General features: G+C 64.1%; 19 protein-coding genes. 14 read left to right on the top strand and 5 right to left on the bottom strand.

What is annotated here, in order from left to right:
* Nucleotide 1: 1 nt before the first annotated feature.
* From AC3WJM_RS09350 to AC3WJM_RS09295, 12 genes are all read left to right on the top strand, one after another.
* The gene (locus tag AC3WJM_RS09350; RefSeq protein ID WP_492271717.1) at nt 2-913 is read left to right on the top strand and encodes a bifunctional methylenetetrahydrofolate dehydrogenase/methenyltetrahydrofolate cyclohydrolase; all 912 of its coding nucleotides are present in this window, start codon (nt 2-4) and stop codon (nt 911-913) included.
* Between the two features lie 102 nt (nt 914-1,015).
* Complete coding sequence (locus tag AC3WJM_RS09345) at nt 1,016-2,146, top strand: histidine kinase (protein ID WP_492271716.1); 1,131 nt, start codon at nt 1,016-1,018, stop codon at nt 2,144-2,146.
* Entirely contained in the window at nt 2,143-2,808 is a 666-nt protein-coding gene (locus AC3WJM_RS09340) for a response regulator transcription factor (protein ID WP_284992010.1), read from the top strand. The genes AC3WJM_RS09345 and AC3WJM_RS09340 overlap by 4 nt, the downstream gene beginning before the upstream one ends.
* A 133-nt stretch (nt 2,809-2,941) precedes the next feature.
* Nucleotides 2,942-3,244 carry an SHOCT domain-containing protein gene (locus AC3WJM_RS09335; protein ID WP_332601548.1) on the top strand — a complete coding sequence of 101 codons (303 nt, stop codon included), beginning with the start codon at nt 2,942-2,944 and terminating at the stop codon, nt 3,242-3,244.
* Nucleotides 3,245-3,473: 229 nt separating this feature from the next.
* A complete protein-coding gene (locus AC3WJM_RS09330) occupies nt 3,474-4,403 on the top strand; it encodes an ABC transporter ATP-binding protein (protein WP_059388000.1) in 930 nt (309 codons plus the stop codon).
* Nucleotides 4,396-5,217, top strand: a complete 822-nt coding sequence (locus AC3WJM_RS09325) for an ABC transporter permease (RefSeq protein WP_492271715.1) — start codon at nt 4,396-4,398, stop codon at nt 5,215-5,217. Before AC3WJM_RS09330 ends, AC3WJM_RS09325 begins: the two co-directional genes overlap by 8 nt.
* Nucleotides 5,214-6,047 carry an ABC transporter permease gene (locus tag AC3WJM_RS09320; RefSeq protein ID WP_492271714.1) on the top strand — a complete coding sequence of 278 codons (834 nt, stop codon included), beginning with the start codon at nt 5,214-5,216 and terminating at the stop codon, nt 6,045-6,047. Before AC3WJM_RS09325 ends, AC3WJM_RS09320 begins: the two co-directional genes overlap by 4 nt.
* Nucleotides 6,048-6,114: 67 nt before the next feature.
* On the top strand, nt 6,115-6,687 hold the full coding sequence (locus AC3WJM_RS09315) for a hypothetical protein (protein ID WP_307052678.1): 573 nt from the start codon (nt 6,115-6,117) through the stop codon (nt 6,685-6,687).
* A gap of 10 nt (nt 6,688-6,697) precedes the next feature.
* Complete coding sequence (locus AC3WJM_RS09310) at nt 6,698-7,531, top strand: exodeoxyribonuclease III (RefSeq protein ID WP_059388003.1); 834 nt, start codon at nt 6,698-6,700, stop codon at nt 7,529-7,531.
* An 18-nt stretch (nt 7,532-7,549) separates the two neighbouring features.
* Entirely contained in the window at nt 7,550-8,641 is a 1,092-nt protein-coding gene (gene trpS / locus AC3WJM_RS09305) for a tryptophan--tRNA ligase (protein ID WP_306964660.1), read from the top strand.
* Between the two features lie 4 nt (nt 8,642-8,645).
* Entirely contained in the window at nt 8,646-9,338 is a 693-nt protein-coding gene (locus AC3WJM_RS09300; RefSeq protein ID WP_492259527.1) for a 2'-5' RNA ligase family protein, read from the top strand.
* The gene (locus AC3WJM_RS09295; protein WP_441433657.1) at nt 9,259-10,362 is read left to right on the top strand and encodes a YihY/virulence factor BrkB family protein; all 1,104 of its coding nucleotides are present in this window, start codon (nt 9,259-9,261) and stop codon (nt 10,360-10,362) included. Before AC3WJM_RS09300 ends, AC3WJM_RS09295 begins: the two co-directional genes overlap by 80 nt.
* Before the next feature lie 90 nt (nt 10,363-10,452).
* Here the strand turns inward: AC3WJM_RS09295 and AC3WJM_RS09290 are convergent, their stop codons facing one another.
* The 5 genes from AC3WJM_RS09290 to sdhC all read right to left on the bottom strand — a co-directional run bounded on the left by AC3WJM_RS09290 (nt 10,453) and on the right by sdhC (nt 14,847).
* Nucleotides 10,453-11,217 carry an alpha/beta hydrolase family protein gene (locus AC3WJM_RS09290; RefSeq protein WP_284992006.1) on the bottom strand — a complete coding sequence of 255 codons (765 nt, stop codon included), beginning with the start codon at nt 11,215-11,217 and terminating at the stop codon, nt 10,453-10,455.
* A gap of 91 nt (nt 11,218-11,308) precedes the next feature.
* Entirely contained in the window at nt 11,309-12,091 is a 783-nt protein-coding gene (locus AC3WJM_RS09285; RefSeq protein WP_059387992.1) for a succinate dehydrogenase iron-sulfur subunit, read from the bottom strand.
* 1 nt (nt 12,092) lies between these two features.
* A complete protein-coding gene (gene sdhA / locus AC3WJM_RS09280; protein WP_306964665.1) occupies nt 12,093-13,892 on the bottom strand; it encodes a succinate dehydrogenase flavoprotein subunit in 1,800 nt (599 codons plus the stop codon).
* Nucleotides 13,893-13,983: 91 nt separating this feature from the next.
* Nucleotides 13,984-14,463, bottom strand: a complete 480-nt coding sequence (locus AC3WJM_RS09275) for a succinate dehydrogenase hydrophobic membrane anchor subunit (RefSeq protein WP_059387990.1) — start codon at nt 14,461-14,463, stop codon at nt 13,984-13,986.
* 3 nt (nt 14,464-14,466) lie between these two features.
* Nucleotides 14,467-14,847 carry a succinate dehydrogenase, cytochrome b556 subunit gene (sdhC, locus tag AC3WJM_RS09270; protein ID WP_084784381.1) on the bottom strand — a complete coding sequence of 127 codons (381 nt, stop codon included), beginning with the start codon at nt 14,845-14,847 and terminating at the stop codon, nt 14,467-14,469.
* A gap of 238 nt (nt 14,848-15,085) precedes the next feature.
* Here sdhC and AC3WJM_RS09265 point away from each other — a divergent pair, with 238 nt between their 5' ends.
* Nucleotides 15,086-16,219, top strand: coding sequence for a mannose-1-phosphate guanylyltransferase (locus AC3WJM_RS09265; protein ID WP_059387989.1), 1,134 nt, complete (start codon nt 15,086-15,088; stop codon nt 16,217-16,219).
* A 76-nt stretch (nt 16,220-16,295) separates the two neighbouring features.
* Nucleotides 16,296-17,495, top strand: a complete 1,200-nt coding sequence (locus tag AC3WJM_RS09260; RefSeq protein ID WP_059387988.1) for an amidohydrolase — start codon at nt 16,296-16,298, stop codon at nt 17,493-17,495.
* The last annotated feature ends 213 nt before the right edge of the window (nt 17,496-17,708 follow it).

Genomic DNA, 17,708 nt, shown 5'->3' with positions numbered 1-17,708 from the left:
CATGGCGCAGACCGCGAAGATCCTTGACGGCAAGGCCGCCGCTGCCGCCATCAAGTCTGAGCTGACTGAGCGTGTAGCTGCCCTGAGGGCCCGCGGCGTAACTCCGGGCATTGCCACTGTGCTCGTCGGTGCGGACCCTGCTTCGCAGCTTTACGTGTCCATGAAGCACAAGCAGTCCGTGGAGATCGGGATGAACTCGATCCAGCGTGAGCTTCCGGCGGACGCCACCCAGGCGCAGGTCGAGGACCTCATCGACGAACTCAACGCGGACCCCGCCTGCCACGGTTACATCGTGCAGCTGCCACTGCCCAAGCACCTGGACACCGACGCCATCCTCGAGCGGATCGACCCCGCCAAGGATGCCGACGGCCTGCACCCGACCAACCTGGGCCGGCTGGTGCTCAACGTCAACGGAGAGATCACCTCGCCGCTGCCATGCACGCCGCGCGGCGTCATCGAGCTCCTGCAGCGCAACGGCTACAGCCTCGCCGGCAAGCACGTCGTGGTGGTCGGCCGCGGGGTCACCATCGGCCGCTCGATCGGACTGCTGCTCACGCGGCGGGCCGTGAACGCCACCGTGACGCTCACGCACACCGGCACCAAGAACCTCTCGGAGCTGCTGCGGCAGGCGGACGTGATTGTCGGCGCGGCGGGTGCCAAGCACATCGTCAAGCCTGCGGACGTGAAGCCGGGCGCGGCCGTGCTCGACGTCGGTGTCACCCGTGAAACCGACCCCGAGACGGGCAAGAGCAAGGTCCACGGGGACATCGATCCCGCCGTTGCCGAGGTAGCCGGCTGGATTTCGCCGAACCCCGGCGGCGTGGGCCCCATGACCGTGGCGCTGCTCATGACCAACGTGGTCGAAGCCGCCGAACGCCAAGTGGCAGCGCGAAGCGCCTCCGGCGTCGCCTGATTGTGCTCCCCACCGCCGTGTAGGGCGCCTACTCCCGCGGGAGTAGGCGCCCTACACCGTTAACCCGACGACGTCGGCGCCCTCCGCGGCTAGGCTCGAAGCATGCAGCGGCGTTTCCAGGGTCCTCCCACGAGTTTCATCGTGATCGCGGTGGCGCTGATCCAGGTCTTGGGGACCGTCTTTTCAGCGAGCCACCAGGCCACCCTGCGCCCCTTGGACCCGCTCGCCTTCATCTTGCTGTTGGCGGGACCGGTGGCCTTGGCTTTCCGGACCCGCAGGCCGGCCGTCATGCTCCCGATCACCCTCCCGGCCGCGTCCGTCTATCTGCTCCTCGGTTACGCCTGGGGTCCGATAGTGCTGTCCCTGGCTCTCTCGATCATCCTCACTGCTGCCGCGGGGCTGCGCTGGCAGGCCTGGCTCGGGGCCGGGATTTCCGCCGCGGCCGTCGTTCTGATGACTGTCCTCGCCGGAGATGAGACGGGGCTGGTCCGGGCCTCTGCCGGTGTCGCCTGGGCCGCGATCCTTGTCCTGATCGGTGAAGGCTTCCGACGCCGGGGCGAACGGATGGCCGAATACCGGCGACGGCGGGAGGCCGCGAAACAGGCCGAACGGGACGAGTACCGCCTCACGCTCGCCCGCGATATCCACGATGTGGTGGCGCACTCCCTGTCGATGATCAACGTCCAAGCCTCTGTGGCGCTCCATCTGGGAACGAACGATCCCGAGAAGCTCCGCCCGGCGCTGGAGGCCATCAAGGCCGCGAGCAAGGAGTCCTTGGCCGAAGTCCGCCAGCTCCTCGGTGTGCTGCGCGACGACGCCCCGCTGAGTCCCTCGGCTCCGCCAAGCCTGGGGCGGATCCCGGAACTCGTCGACGACGCGCGGCGAGGCGGCCTAGAGGTGCGGTTCGAAAACTCCGTAGACCCGGAACGCGTGGGCCCAGGCCAGCAGGAAGCGGCCTACCGGACCGTCCAGGAAGGGCTGAGCAACGTCCGCAGGCACTCAGGTGCGGCGTCCGCCGTCGTACTTCTCGAATGGTCCGGGAACGCGCTGAGGGTGCGGATCGACGACGACGGCGGAGGCCTCCGCGGAGCGCCCGCCGGGAACGGGCTGAGGGGCATGCGGGAGCGCGTCGAGGCGCTGGGCGGCACGCTTGGCCTGACGCCGCTGGAGCCCGGGCTGCGCGTGGAAGCGAACCTTCCACTGAACCCCCACGAGGGAGGACACCAACGATGATCCGCTTGCTGCTCGCCGACGACCAGAACCTTATCCGGGCGGGATTCCGGGCCCTCCTGGACGCCGAACCGGACATGGAGGTGGTGGCCGAAGCCGGTACCGGCCGGGACGCCGTCAGGCTGGCCGAGCGTGAGGCACCCGACGTCGTGCTCATGGACATCCGCATGCCGGATGGCGACGGGCTGGCCGCAACCCGGCAAATCCTGGCCAACCCACAACTCGCGCACACGCGCATTATCATCCTCACGACCTTCGAGCTGGACGAATACATCGCCGAAGCCGTGCGCGCGGGCGCCGCGGGCTTCCTCGTCAAGGACACCGAACCGGAGGAACTGATCCGGGCCGTGCGGGTAGTGCACGACGGCGACGCCCTCCTTTCGCCGTCGGTGACACGCCGCATCATGGCCCAGCTTGCCCTGCACAGCAAGGCGGCGTCGAAGACAGTGCCGCTGGAGCAAATTACCGAGCGCGAACGGGAAGTTCTGGCGTTGGTTGGCGAGGGCCTGAACAACGCAGAGATCGCCGAGCGGCTGTTCATCACCCCGCTCACGGCAAAGACGCACGTTTCACGGATCATGACCAAACTGCTGGTGCGTGACCGTGCGCAATTGGTGGTGCTCGCGTACGAGTCCGGCCTGGTGCGGCCGGGTTGGAGCAGCTAGCCCTGGCCTGCAGTCTCCCGGGGGAGTAGGCAGCTGGCCGCAAGTGACTCCCGGTGGCCGACGCGTTTCGACGGGCCAAAAACAAGACTGGAAACAGAGCCGAGATACGGCCTGTTGAGAGTTTGGACTGGACATGTTGACATCACTGAGCACCACCATCGGCGCCGCGGCCGCGCAGCTGCCCGCCGACGTCGTCGTCCACGGACCGGGGGACGGATTCGTCTTCTGGCCGTTTTTCCTCCTGATCCCGCTGTTTTGGTTCCTCGTGATCGGATTCTTCATCTTTTTCGGCCGCCGGATGTGGCGCCGGAACCACTACTGGGCAGCAACACAGGGCGCCGAAAGCGTGCTGAGGGAGCGCTACGCACGGGGCGAAATCGACGAGACCGAGTACCGCCAACGCCTGGAAGTGCTGCGGGCACATCCCACGAAGTGATGAACCGACGGATTCTGCTGGATCACTCCGCTGGATAAACCCTCAGGCCCTGGAACCACGCGGTTCCAGGGCCTGAGGTGCGGAATGATCCAGCAGAATGTCGCGAAGGGTCCAGCAGGTTAGTCCAGAAAATTGCGGAATACCTCTTTCACGTATTCCTTGGCTCTACTAGTCTGCTGGGGTGCACAATGAAGCCACCCGATCTTCCTCCACGTCAGCCAGCTTCCAGATGAACCCACCCGCAGTCATCACCGCCGAAAACCTCACCAAGAGCTACGGCGAGCTCATCGCCGTCGACGGAATCTCGTTCGAGGTCCCGGCAGGGGAGTCCTTCGGCCTGCTTGGCCCCAACGGTGCCGGCAAATCGACCACCATGAAAATGATCGGCGGAGTCTCCCAGCGCACGTCCGGGAAGCTCAGCATCATGGGCCTGGACCCGGAAACCCACGGGCCGGAAGTCCGCGCGCACCTCGGAGTGGTACCGCAACAGGACAACCTGGACGAGGAACTGAAGGTCCGCGAAAACCTGATTGTCTATGGCCGCTACTTCGGCTTGCCCTTGAGCTACTTGCGCCCCAAGGCTGATGAACTGCTCGAGTTCGCCCAGCTGACGGACAAGGCCAAGTCGAGGGTCGATGCCCTGTCGGGCGGCATGAAACGGCGCCTCACGATTGCCCGCTCGCTGATCAACGAGCCGAAGATCCTGCTCCTGGACGAGCCCACTACGGGACTGGACCCGCAGGCGCGCCACATCCTTTGGGACCGGCTGTTCAGGCTCAAGGAGCAAGGTGTCACGCTGATCCTCACTACGCACTACATGGACGAGGCCGAACAGCTTTGCGACCGGCTGATCGTGGTGGACAAGGGCCGGATCATGGCCGAAGGTTCGCCTGCCAGCCTGATCCGCGAATATTCCACGCGCGAGGTGCTGGAACTGCGCTTCGGTTCGGAACGCAACGCCACTATCGGCGCCGAACTCGCGGGCATCGGCGAACGCGTCGAGACGCTCCCGGACCGGGTGCTCATCTACGCGAACGACGGCGAATCGGCCCTGGAGCAAGTCTCCGCACGCCGGCTCCGTCCCCTGACGTCGCTGGTGCGGCGTTCTTCGCTGGAGGACGTCTTCCTCCGGCTGACCGGACGGAGCCTCGTTGACTAGCGCCCACTCGCCTGCCGTCTCAGCCAGCCGGGCGAAGCGCTGGGGATCTTTCTTCTACGCCGAGCAGGTCCTCCGAGTGATGCGTGGCTACGGCTGGTCCGTGTTCCTGTACAGCGTGGGGCAGCCGGTGGCCTACCTGTTCGCCATGGGAGTCGGGCTGGCGAGCCTCGTGGATGCGAACAGCGCAGCGGTGTTCGGTGGAGTGAACTATTTGACCTTCATCGCGCCGGCATTGTTGGTCTCATCCGCGGTCATGACGGCGTCGGGAGACTTTTCCTACCCGATCATGGACGGCTTCAAGTGGCGCCGCGTGTTCTTTGGCCCGCACGCCTCCCCGCTGGTACCGCAGCAGATCGCCGCGGGCCACATCATGGCGAGTGCCTTGAAGTTCCTGGTGCAATCGGTGGTGTACTTCGCCATCGTGGCCATGTTCGGTGCCTCGCCGAGTCCGTGGGGTTGGGTGTCGGCGATAGTTGCCACGGTGGCCGGACTGTCCTTCGGGCTGCCGCTCATGGCCTATGCCTCGACCATCACCAAAGACTCCGGCCAGTTCGCGCTGGTGCAGCGCTTCATCGTGGTGCCGCTGTTCCTGTTTTCGGGCACCTTCTTCCCGCTGGATTCGCTGCCGCTTGGAGTGCGCTGGATCGGTTGGATCTCCCCGGTCTGGCACGGCACTCAGCTTGGCCGCGTCTTCACCTACGGACTCGAGGAGAATCCCTTGTTGACCCTGGCCCACGTCCTGTTCCTTGTGGGCGCCGCCGCCGCAGGCTGGACGCTGACGCGGCGCCAGTTCGTCAGGAGGATGGGAGCATGAGCGTTCTTACCGGAGGCCACAGCGCCACCGACGCCGCCCGTGAACGTACCTTCGGCCCGCTGTACTCCCGCAACGCGCTTGCTGTTGTGTCCCGGGGCCTCATGGCAGCGAAAAGCAGCACGTGGTTGATCCTGGTATCCGGATTCTTCGAGCCGGTGCTCTACCTGATTTCGATGGGCGTGGGACTCGGCCCGATTGTGGGTACCGTGGCGGGACCGGGCGGCCAGGAAATCAGCTATGCGGCGTACATCGCGCCCGCGCTCCTGGCCGTGTCCGCCATGAACGGCGCCGTCTACGACTCCACCTGGAACGTCTTTTTCAAGATGAACTTCGCCAAGCTGTACCAAGGAATGCTCTACACCTCCCTCGGGCCGTTGGACGTAGCCATCGGGGAGATCTTCCTGGCCCTGCTGCGCGGACTCCTGTATGCCACGGGGTTCACGGCCGTCATGGCCGTCATGGGAATCATCACCACGCCATGGGCCATCCTCGTCATCCCCGCCTCAGTACTGATCGCTTTCGGCTTTGCGAGTTTCGGCATGGGCATCACCAGCTTCATGAAGACGTTCCAGCAGATGGACTGGATCAACTTCTTCATGCTGCCCATGTTCCTTTTCAGCGCTACCTTCTACCCGCTGAGCGTCTATCCGCAGTACATCCAGTGGCTCATCCAAGCAATGCCCCTCTGGCATGGGGTGGAACTCCTGCGGCAGATCAGCATCGGCTCCTTCAGCCCGGCCACGGCAGTCCATATCGCCTACTACCTCGTGATGATCGGACTCGGCATCACGCTCACTACCGGAAGGTTGCGCAAGCTCTTCCTGAAATAGCGGCGCGGGCTGTTCGCCGGGGGTGGAAGCGGGCGGTTCGCCGCGCGGAGTTTGCGACAATGGGTGCATGCGATCCCTCGGCGACTCCCCGTCATCTGTTCCCTCGTCCGCTTCCGCCAGGAGCCCTTTCAAAGGCTTCCGCATCGGTGGACTGGGCATGACCGTGGTGCTCATCGCTTTCCTGGTGGCCGTGATCTTCGCCGCCAACCACAACGACGTCGTCGGTTGGATCGTTGCGGTTGTCTCCTTCGGCTGGCTCGCGCTCGCCGCTTTCGTGGTCTTCAGCATCCAGAAGGCCGCCAGGCGGGCCGGTGAAAAACTCACCGAGGCCCAGAACGCCTTCAACGCGGCAACCGGCCGGGCGCCGTCGTCGTCGAGCGCCGACCACGGTGGCACACGGGTGGTCTCGGAACGGAGCGAAGCTGACGAAATGCGGGACCTCAAACTGGACCACTCTTTCAAGATTGTCCAGGTGCAGGTCCGCGTGGTGGAGGACGAACGCGCCAAGGGCGACGCCGCCGATCAGGACACGATCAACCGCGCCTTGGAAACCATCGCCATCACGTCAAGCAATGCCCGGGACATGATCAAGTCATCCGGCGGCGGCGACGAGCCCGTCTCGGGCACCATCATCGACTAGAGTGGACGGGGTGAGCTCGGCATTGAAGAAGGACTTCCTTCGCATCGCAACGGTCAACGTCAACGGCATTCGCGCCGCCTACAAGAAGGGCATGGCGGAGTGGCTGGAACCGCGCGACGTCGACATCCTGTGTCTGCAGGAAGTCCGCGCGCCCGATGAGGTGGTCCACCAGCTCATCGGCGAAGGCTGGTACATCCTGCACGCCGAAGCCGAGGCAAAGGGCCGCGCCGGCGTTGCGATTGCCTCCCGGCAGGAACCCGTCGCCACCCGCGTGGGTATCGGCGACGACTACTTCGCCACGACTGGGCGCTGGGTCGAGGCGGACTACGTCGTTCGGGACGGCGGCGGCAAGGACACTACCCTGACGGTCGTCAGCGCCTATGTGCACTCCGGCGAAGTGGACACACCCAAGCAGGTGGACAAGTACCGCTTCCTGGACATTATGACCACGAGGCTTCCGGAACTTGCCAAGCACAGCGAGCATGCCTTGGTGGTCGGCGACCTGAACGTGGGCCATACGGAGCTGGACATCAAGAATTGGAAGGGCAACACCAAGCGTGCCGGTTTCCTTCCTGAGGAGCGCGCGTACTTCGACCGCTTCTTCGGCGACGAGATCGGATGGAGGGATGTCCACAGGGGCCTGGCAGGAAATGTCGATGGCCCCTACACCTGGTGGTCTCAGCGCGGTAAGGCCTTTGACACTGACACAGGCTGGCGCATCGACTACCACATGGCCACTCCCGGACTCGCGGCAGCCGCACTTTCGGCCGTCGTCGACCGGGCGCCGTCATGGGACACCCGTTTCTCCGACCACGCACCGCTGGTAGTCGACTACCAGCTCTAGGCTTTCGAAAGTTTCCTCATGACCAGTTCCACCACGACTGAACCCGCTGCAGCCGCAGCCAAGGCAACATCAACCAAACTGGCCGCCGGGGCGAAGCACCGCGTGCTGTCCGGCATGCAGCCCTCTGCTGACTCCCTCCACCTGGGCAACTACCTCGGTGCCCTGGTCAACTGGGTCCGCATGCAGGACGAGTACGACGCCATCTTCTTCATCCCGGACCTGCATGCCATTACGGTGCCGCAGGATCCCGCCGAGCTGGCTCGCCGTACGCGCGTCACCGCTGCGCAGTACATCGCCGGCGGTGTAGACGTCAACAAGTGCACCCTGTTCGTCCAGTCCCAGGTGCCTGAACATGCCCAGCTGGCGTGGGTCCTGGGCTGTATCACGGGCTTCGGCGAAGCATCGCGCATGATCCAGTTCAAGGACAAGTCGCTGCAACACGGCTCGGACCACGCGAGCGTCGGGCTCTTCACCTACCCGATCCTGCAGGCGGCCGACATCCTGCTGTACCAGCCACACGGGGTGCCCGTAGGCGAAGACCAGCGGCAACACATTGAGCTCAGCCGCGACCTCGCCCAGCGTTTCAACAGCCGCTACGGCGAGACATTCCAGGTGCCGCAGGCCTTTATCCAGAAGGAAACGGCCAAGATCTACGATCTCCAGAACCCCACGGCCAAGATGTCCAAATCCGCGGAGTCGCCGGCCGGCCTGATCAACCTGCTCGATGACCCGAAGGTCACGGCCAAACGCATCAAGTCGGCAGTCACGGATAACGGCACGGAAATCCGCTTCGATCGCGAAGCGAAGCCCGGAGTGTCCAACCTGCTGAGCATCTACTCGTCCATCAGCGGCCAGACGGTGGAGAAAATCGTCGCGGACTATGAAGGCAAGATGTACGGCCACCTGAAGGTCGACCTCGCTGAACTCGTTGCGGCCCACCTCGGGCCGATCCGGGACCGCGCCAACGAGTTGCTCGCCGATCCGGCAGAACTCGACCGGCTCCTGGCTCACGGAGCGGACAAAGCCCGCGAGATCGCCTCGGCCACGCTCGCCGACGTCTACGCCAAGGTGGGCTTCCTGCCGTACGGCGGAGCACAAGGAATCCGCTAAAGCCATGTGCGCGGCTGGCAAGCTCAGCGTCCAGGTCGGCTCCCGTTCAAGGGGAGCCGGCCGGGACACTGATGCCCGCCCGGGCACGGGCGCACACCAGTCTGCAAGCGCGTGCGGGGACAACCTGTGCGTAGGGGTCATTCTGGGTTTCCCCCGGGAAGTCGCCCAGGAACTGCAGCAATGGCGTGCATCCTTTGGCGATCCGATGGCGGAAGTGATCCCGGCCCACATCACCCTCGTGACCACTACCCCTGCCCAGGACTGGGAAGCCACCCTTGAGCATGTCCGCGACGTCGCGCGGCGCCAGGCACCATTCAGGATCACGATTTCCGGCACGGGCTCCTTCCGGCCGGTATCCCCGGTGGTGTTCCTGAAGGTCGAAGACGGTTTCGAGGAGTGCGTAGGCCTGCACGAACAACTACAGACCGGCCCCCTGGAACGCGATCTTCCCTTCCCCTACCACCCGCACGTGACGGTAGCGCACGACGTCGCTCCCGAGAGTCTTGACGAGGCCGAAACGGTGCTCAAGAACTACAGCGCCACCTTCCCTGTGGTTAGCATGGGACTTTACGAGCACGACGACAACGGCATTTGGCAGCTACGGGAAGAGCTCGACTTTGGCGGCGACGCAGACCAATCACGGAAAAGCACAGCGCAACGACCGGCAGCAGGCGGAGAAGCCACCGCTGCCGACTGAAGGGGCGCAGCTGAAGCTGCAGCTCATCCATCGTCAGGTCGAATGGGGTAAAGCCCGGCGCTCGGGCAACAGAGGCGCCACCATACCGGCGTTCATCAACCTGGCCCTCGCCCGGCTCAGCAACTTCCGGCCGATGCGCGCCTTCAACCTCTACAACCTGCGCCACGGTCCGTTGTTGAGCGCCGGCATAGGCTTCACCATGTTCTTCTCCATCACAGGCCTGCTGGCCACCGGATTCGCCGTGACCGGCTTGGTCCTCAACGGGCAACCCCAACTAGTTGATTCAATCGTCTCGAGCGTCGCCACAGCGGCCCCGGGACTCCTGAAAACCAGCGGGGGCAACGGCCTGGTGGATCCGCATGATCTCCTGAATCCCACAGGCCTTGGCTGGACGGCCGTCATAGCCGCCGTCGTCACGGTCTTTACTGCTCTCGGCTGGATCGCGGGGATCCGGGAGGGTCTCCGCGGGGTGTGCGGTCTGGAGCCCGTGCAGGAAAACCCTCTGCTGATGAAGGCCCGCGACGCCGGTACCCTCCTGCTGCTCGGCGCAGCCTTGGTGGTCAGCGCCGGTGTTTCGCTCGTGTTCGGGACAGCAGCCGGATGGATCATCGAGCGGCTCGGTTTGGCCGACGCCGTCGCTGGCCCAGTCACCTGGCTCGTTCGCACGGCCGTACCCCTGGTCCTCAACTGGGCGACGGCGGTGATCATGTTCCGCTTCGCAGGCCGCTTGAAGCTTCGCCGGCAAGCCTTCGTGGAAGGAACGGTGCTGGCCGGCATCGGAACCACCATCCTCCAGATCTTCAGCACGGAGTTGCTGGCGAATGCCGGACGGAATCCCATTCTGGCCTCATTTGCCATCATCATCGGGCTTCTCATCTGGTTCAATCTGGTCAGCCAGGTCTACTTGGTCTCCGGGGCGTGGGCGGCCGTCAGGGAAGCGGACACCAGCGCCCACGGGCACCCCAAGCCGGCCCTCGGATCGCGGCACCCTTCGCCCCGCACGTTCCACGCAAAGGACTCCTGAGGGAGCCAGCGCCCCAACTAGCTAGCAGTTGTTGTCGTTTTGAGCCCTCATAACGACAACAATTGCTAGTCAGTTGGGCTGGGGCCCGCGCTAGTCGCCGAGGTACTGCCCGGCCCAGGCGGAGATGATCCCTGCGACCCGGGCAGCTTGTCCTTTGCCCGTCAACAGGTGGTCACTGCCTTCGAGCGAAATGAAGCTCCGAGGGTGCCGTGCAGTCTGGAAGATCTCGCTGGCGTTGTCGATGCCCACGGTGTTGTCCGTGGGGGAGTGCAGCACCATGAGGGGCCTGTGCAGGGTACGGATGCAGTCCCTGAGGTCGGCCTTCTCGACATCCTCGACAAAGTGCCGGCGGACCTCCATGCGCCTGCCGCCCAGGTTGACCTCGGCGCTGCCTTCGCTGAGGATCGTGCTGACTTCGGCGTCGAACATGTGCTCCACGTGCCTGGGCTGGAACGGGGCGCCGACCGTCGCAACGGCACGTACCTCGGGGAGGCTGAGGGCGGCAGCCAACACGGCCGCCCCTCCGAAGGAGTGGCCAACAAGCAGGGAGATTTCCTTGCCTTCGGCGCGCATGAACCCGGCGGCGCGGATGGTGTCCGCCACCTTCACACTGAACGATCCAGCGGACCAATCGCCGGCGGAGTCGCCCAGTCCAAGGTTGTCGAAGCGAAGCATGCCGACGCCGAGATCCGCCAAACCCTTGCAGATGCGCGATGCTGACGGGCTGTCCTTGCCGAGGGTCAAACCATGGGAGAACACACCCCAGCCCCGGACCGGACCCTCAGGAACATCCACGATCCCTGCCAGGAGATCTCCGGTGCTGCCTTCGAAGCTGATCTTCATGGATTTGGACACCTGTCCGCCTTTCGTTTTGCGAGGAAGTCTTAAACAGCGACGACGGCGGACCCCGCCAAGGGGACGCCGTCGTCGTATTCTGAATTTTGGACTAGATCTTGCGTGCCAGGATGGCCTGCTTGACCTCGGCGATGGCCTGGGTCACCTGGATGCCACGCGGGCAAGCTTCCGAACAGTTGAAGGTGGTGCGGCAGCGCCACACGCCTTCCTTGTCGTTGAGGATCTCCAAGCGCATGTCACCGGCATCGTCGCGGGAATCGAAGATGAAGCGGTGTGCGTTCACGATGGCGGCCGGGCCGAAGTACTGGCCGTCCGTCCAGAACACGGGGCAGGACGACGTGCAGGCGGCGCACAGGATGCACTTGGTGGTGTCGTCGAACCGTTCACGGTCCTCGACCGACTGCAAGCGTTCCTTGGTGGGCTCGTGGCCCTTGTTGATCAGGAACGGCATGACTTCGCGGAAGGACTGGAAGAACGGCTCCATGTCCACGATCAGGTCCTTCTCCACCGGGAGGCCCTTGATCGGTTCAACGGTGATGGGCTTGGAGGTGTCCAGGTCCTTCAGCAGGGTCTTGCACGCGAGGCGGTTGCGGCCGTTGATGCGCATGGCGTCGGAACCGCAGACGCCGTGGGCACAGGAACGGCGGAACGACAGCGAGCCGTCGATTTCCCACTTGATCTTGTGCAGGGCGTCCAGCACGCGGTCGGTGCCGTACATCGTCAGCTGGTGGTCTTCCCATGCGGCCTCTTCCGAGACCTCGGGGTTGTAGCGTCGCACTCGCAGCGTGATGTTGAAGGTCGGGATTTCCCCGCCTCCACCAATGTGCGCGGGCAGCTCGATCTTGGATGCTGGCTCAGCAAGTTCAGCAGACATCTTAGTACTTCCTCACCATCGGCTCGTAGCGCGTAAAGACAACAGGCTTGGTGCCGAGGCGGATGCCCGCGATTGCTTCCGCGGATCCGTCCGCCGGAGCGTGCTCATCCTTATACGCCATGGAGTGCTTCATGAATTTCTCGTCGTCGCGCTCCGGGAAGTCCTCCCGGAAGTGGCCTCCACGGGACTCCTCGCGGTGCAGGGCCGCAACTGTCATGACCTTGGCCAGTTCCAGCAGGAAGCCCAGTTCCACCGCTTCGAGCAGGTCAAGGTTGAAGCGCTTTCCCTTGTCCTGGACGCTGATGCGCTGGTACCGCTCTTCGAGGGCCGCGATGTCCTTGAGCACCTGGTTCAGGGTGTCCGCCGTACGGAACACCTGCATGTTGGCGTCCATGGTGTCCTGCAGTTCCTTGCGGATCGCGGCAACCCTCTCGCCGCCGTCGGAAGTGCGGACGTGGTTCAGCAGATCCAGCGTGTATGCCTCCGGGTCTTCCGGGAGCTCCACGAAGTCAGCGGTCTTGGCGTATTCGGCCGCAGCAATGCCCGCACGCTTGCCAAAGACGTTGATGTCCAGCAGGGAGTTGGTACCCAGGCGGTTGGAGCCGTGCACGGAAACACAAGCCACTTCGCCGGCTGCGTACAGGCCCGGAACGATCGTGTCGTTGTCCTGCAGGACCTCGGTGGTGATGTTCGTGGGGATGCCGCCCATGGCGTAGTGCGCCGTCGGGAACACGGGAACCGGTTCAGTGTACGGCTCGACACCGAGGTAGGTGCGGGCGAATTCGGTGATGTCCGGGAGCTTCGCGTCGATGTGGGCCGGCTCGAGGTGGGTCAGGTCCAGGAGGACGTAGTCCTTGTTCGGGCCGCACCCGCGTCCTTCACGCACTTCGTTTGCCATGGAGCGGGCCACGATGTCGCGGGGAGCGAGGTCCTTGATAGTGGGAGCGTAGCGTTCCATGAAACGCTCACCCTCGGAGTTACGCAGGATCGCGCCTTCGCCGCGGGCAGCTTCCGAGAGGAGGATGCCCAAGCCGGCAAGACCGGTCGGGTGGAACTGGAAGAACTCCATGTCCTCCAGCGGGATTCCGCGGCGGAACGCGATTCCCATGCCGTCACCGGTCAGGGTGTGGGCGTTGGAGGTGGTCTTGAAAACCTTGCCCGCGCCGCCCGAGGCGAACACCACGGACTTGGCCTGGAAAACGTGCAACTCACCGGAGGCGAGGTCGTAGGACACGACGCCGGCAACGCGCTTCTGCTTGTACGGCGTCCCGTCTTCGCGGACGGCGTCTTCCTCGACGGTCAGCAGGTCCAGGACGTAGTACTCGTTGTAGAACTCGACGTTGTGCTTGACGCAGTTTTGGTACAGCGTCTGCAGGATCATGTGGCCCGTGCGGTCTGCTGCATAGCAGGCGCGGCGGACCGGAGCCTTGCCGTGGTCACGGGTGTGGCCACCGAAACGGCGCTGGTCAATGCGGCCTTCGGGCGTGCGGTTGAACGGCAAGCCCATCTTCTCCAGGTCCAGCACGGCGTCGATGGCTTCCTTCGCCATGACCTCGGCTGCGTCCTGGTCAACCAGGTAGTCGCCACCCTTGATGGTGTCGAACGTGTGCCACTCCCAGTTGTCCTCTTCGACGTTGGCCAGGGCTGCACACATGCCGCCCTGGGCTGCGCCGGTGTGGGAACGGGTGGGGTAGAGCTTGGTCAGTACTGCGGTGCGTGCGCGCTGACCGGATTCGATCGCGGCGCGCATGCCGGCGCCGCCGGCACCGACAATAACGACGTCGTACTTATGGACCTGCATACCAGATGCTCTTTCTCTCTAAGTCAGATGGTCGGCGGAGCCTGCTCCGCGTGTTGTGCGCCGCCGGACAAGCCGGTGGTGCAGCGGAGCGCTACGGCGCCGGGCAGAACCCGCCGGGCAGCTGAACGCCGTTGACGACGGGGCACGGGTTGAACGTGAAGATCACCAGTGTGCCAAGAACGACGATGACGACCGTGGCCGCGTAAAGGACTACCTTGAGCCAAAGGCGCGTGGCGTCCTTCTCGGCGTAGTCGTTGATGATGGTGCGGACGCCGTTGGTGCCGTGCAGCATGGCGAGCCACAGCATGGCCAAGTCCCAGAACTGCCAGAACGGGTCGGCCCACTTGCCGGCCACGAAGCCGAAGTCGATGCCGTGGATGCCTTCGCCCACCATGAGGTTCACGAAAAGGTGGCCGAAGATCAGAACCACGAGCACGACGCCGGAGAGCCGCATGAACAGCCACGCGAGCATCTCGAAGTTCCCCTTGGAACCGGTGCCGCGACGGTACTGCGGAGCAATCTTCCCGCTGCCGATTTTTCCACTGCGCGGGCTTTGAATGTCAGTACTCATGGCTTAGTGGCCTCCCAGTGCGAGGGACAGGTGGCGGATGGCGAAGGCCCCGAAGGTGACCAGCCACAATACCAGGACGGTCCACAGCATCTGGCGCTGGTATTTCGCGCCCTTCTTCCAGAAGTCAATGGCGATAACGCGCAGGCCATTGAAGGCGTGGAAAACGATCGCTGCGACGAGGCCCGTTTCGCCCAGGGCCATGAGGGGGTTCTTGTAGGCGCCGATAACGGCCGTGTAGGCCTCCGGGGACACACGCACCAGTGAGGTGTCCAGCACATGGACCAACAAGAAGAAAAAGATCACAACACCGGTAATGCGGTGTCCAACCCAGGACCACATGCCTTCACGGCCGCGGTACAAGGTGCCAGCTGGTTTTGTCGGCACTGAATAAACCTTCCTGCAACACAGCGGCGCTGGCACGGGATCCATGCGGGGGAAACGCCAGCTGCGAGAGCACTCGTAGCTCAGCCTAAATCTAGGCTTCGCTCACAGCTTATTCAATTTAGGCACCCCTTCTTGTAACGAGAGCGCGGGGTTTCGCCTGAATTCCGGCGTTTTCGCCACGATGGTGAGACGAAGACCACAAAGCGGGACTTGAGCGGGTGTCGGATAAGGTGTTGCGGTGAGTATAGAAAACGCTGCAAGCCTCGAATCGCCATTGCGCCACTTCCATGCGGTTATTCCGGCCGGCGGAGTGGGCACGCGCCTGTGGCCGCTTTCGCGTGCTGCCGCGCCCAAGTTCCTCCACGACCTCACGGGTTCGGGCAGCACCCTCCTGCGGGCTACGTACGACCGTCTCGAACCGTTGGCCGGCAACCGGGTTCTGGTGGTTACGGGTGTGGCGCACCGGGTTGCCGTCTGCCGCCAGCTTCCAGAAGTGGGCGAAAACGAGTTGGTCCTCGAAAGCGAACCGAAGGACTCGGGAGCGGCGATTGGCCTCGCCGCCGCCATCCTGCACCGTCGCGACCCCGACACCATCATGGGTTCCTTCGCCGCCGACCACGTCATCAGCCCGGACCACCTTTTCCAGGAAACTGTGCGCGAGGCTATCCACACTGCGGCTGCCGGAAAAATCGTCACCATCGGCATCAAGCCCACGCACCCCTCGACCGGGTTCGGTTACATCCGCACCGGGGACTTGCTCAATATCGACGACGCGCCGAATGCGCACGCCGTGGTCGAGTTCGTCGAGAAGCCGAGTGAGGACATTGCCAAGAAGTACCTCGAGACTGGCGACTACGTCTGGAATGCCGGCATGTTCGTCGCGCCCGTCGCTCTCATGCTCAAGCACCTGGAGGCAAACCAACCGGTCCTGTTTGCCGGGCTGCAGGAAATTGCCGACGCCTGGGACACGCCGGAACGCGATGAAGTGACCGCCCGGGTGTGGCCCACTCTGCCGAAGATCGCCATTGACTACGCCGTGGCCGAACCAGCCGCGGCGGCGGGGGATGTCGCCGTCGTGCCCGGTACTTTCCGCTGGGACGACGTCGGAGACTTCGCCGCGATCGGCCGCCTCAACAATGCCGGCGACGTCGATGAGGTGACGGTCCTCGGTGAAGGCGCCCGCGTCTTCACGGAGAACGCCAGCGGTGTGGTTGTCTCCGATACGAAGCGTGTGATCGCCCTTATCGGGATCAAGGACGTCGTGATCGTCGATACGCCGGACGCGCTGCTTGTCACCACGAAGGAGCACGCCCAGCGGGTCAAGGGTGCGGTGGACGCGCTCAAGGCAAGTGGAGACACCGACGTTCTATAGCGCCCTCTTGCGGCGCTGTCCGTAACCAAGAGACCCCTTTCGCTATTCGGGGGGTGTGGATGGCTAGAGTTGTGAGGTGCGCAATTTCACTACCGAAACCGAGCCGACCCCTGTGGTGAAGCCATGGCTTGACGATCTCTTGCCGGAACTCCTTGAATTCCGGAGGGACCTGCATGCGCACCCCGAACTTTCCTTCAAGGAATTTCGCACTACGGACAAGCTGGTTGAACGGCTCGAGGCGGCGGGACTTGAACCCCGCCGGCTGGAAGGCTCGGGGCTGACGGTCGACGTCGGCGACGGGCCCATCGCCACGGCCCTGCGCGGAGACATCGACGCCCTCCCCATCATCGAGGAGACCGGGCTTCCGTTCGCGTCGAAGAACCATGGCGTCACCCACGCGTGCGGGCATGACGTCCACACCACGAGCATGCTTGGCATTGCCCTGGTGCTGCACGCCATGCACCAGGAATCCCCCTTGGGCGGAACGGTGCGCATCATCTTCCAGCCGGCAGAAGAAACCATGCCCGGCGGTGCGTTGTCCTGCATCGAGCAGGGCGTGCTCCAAGGCGTTCCGCGTATTCTTGCGCTGCACTGCGATCCGCGTATCAACGTCGGCAAGATCGGCACGCGTATCGGCGCCATCACCTCGGCGTCGGACACCATCAAAATCGAATTGACCGGACGTGGCGGCCATACTTCCCGTCCGCATTTGACCGAAGACCTGGTCTTCGCGCTGGCCCAAATCGCCGTCAACGTGCCGGCCGTCCTGTCCCGCCGGGTCGATGTGCGCAGCGGCGTTTCGGTGGTGTGGGGCCAGATCGCGGCAGGTTCGGCACCCAACGCCATCCCCGCCAACGGCTACATGGCCGGCACCATGCGTTGCCTCGACAGGGACGCCTGGCACAGCGCAGGGGAGTTGCTCGACGACGTCGTCCAGCAGGTTGCCGCGCCGTACGGGGTGGACGTGCACCTTGAGCACACCCGCGGCGTCCCTCCCGTGGTCAACTCGGAACACGAAACTGCCATCATCGAGGCCGCTGCCCGTGCGGAACTCGGCGAGCACGCCGTCGTCCTGACACCGCAGTCCATGGGTGGCGAGGACTTCGCCTGGTTCCTGGCCGACCTGCCGGGTGCCATGATGCGGCTCGGAACCCACACGCCCGGCGGCGAGGAATACGATCTCCACCGCGGTGACTTCATTGTGGACGAGCGTGCCCTCGGCTTCGCAATCCAAGTCCTTGCCGCCGCCGCGCTGCGAACCATCCGGGATCTCTGAACCTCGACGCTCGCTCACTTATGCCGGGTTTTGGCCGGACGCTCGCTCACTTATGCCGGGTTTTGGCCGGACGCTCGCTCACTCTTGGTTTAAAGGCCGGGGATCCTCCTGCGGATTATCTGCAGGAGGATCCTTTCGTGTACGCCCGGCATGGGCATTTGCTTGGAGGTGTAAGTCCTCTGGAGGAGAAGGTGGTTTAACTCCTAGCCGATG

It is taken from the genome of Arthrobacter sp. FW306-1B-G06A (genome assembly GCF_058781765.1).
This window is presented reverse-complemented; position numbering and strand designations above follow the sequence as displayed.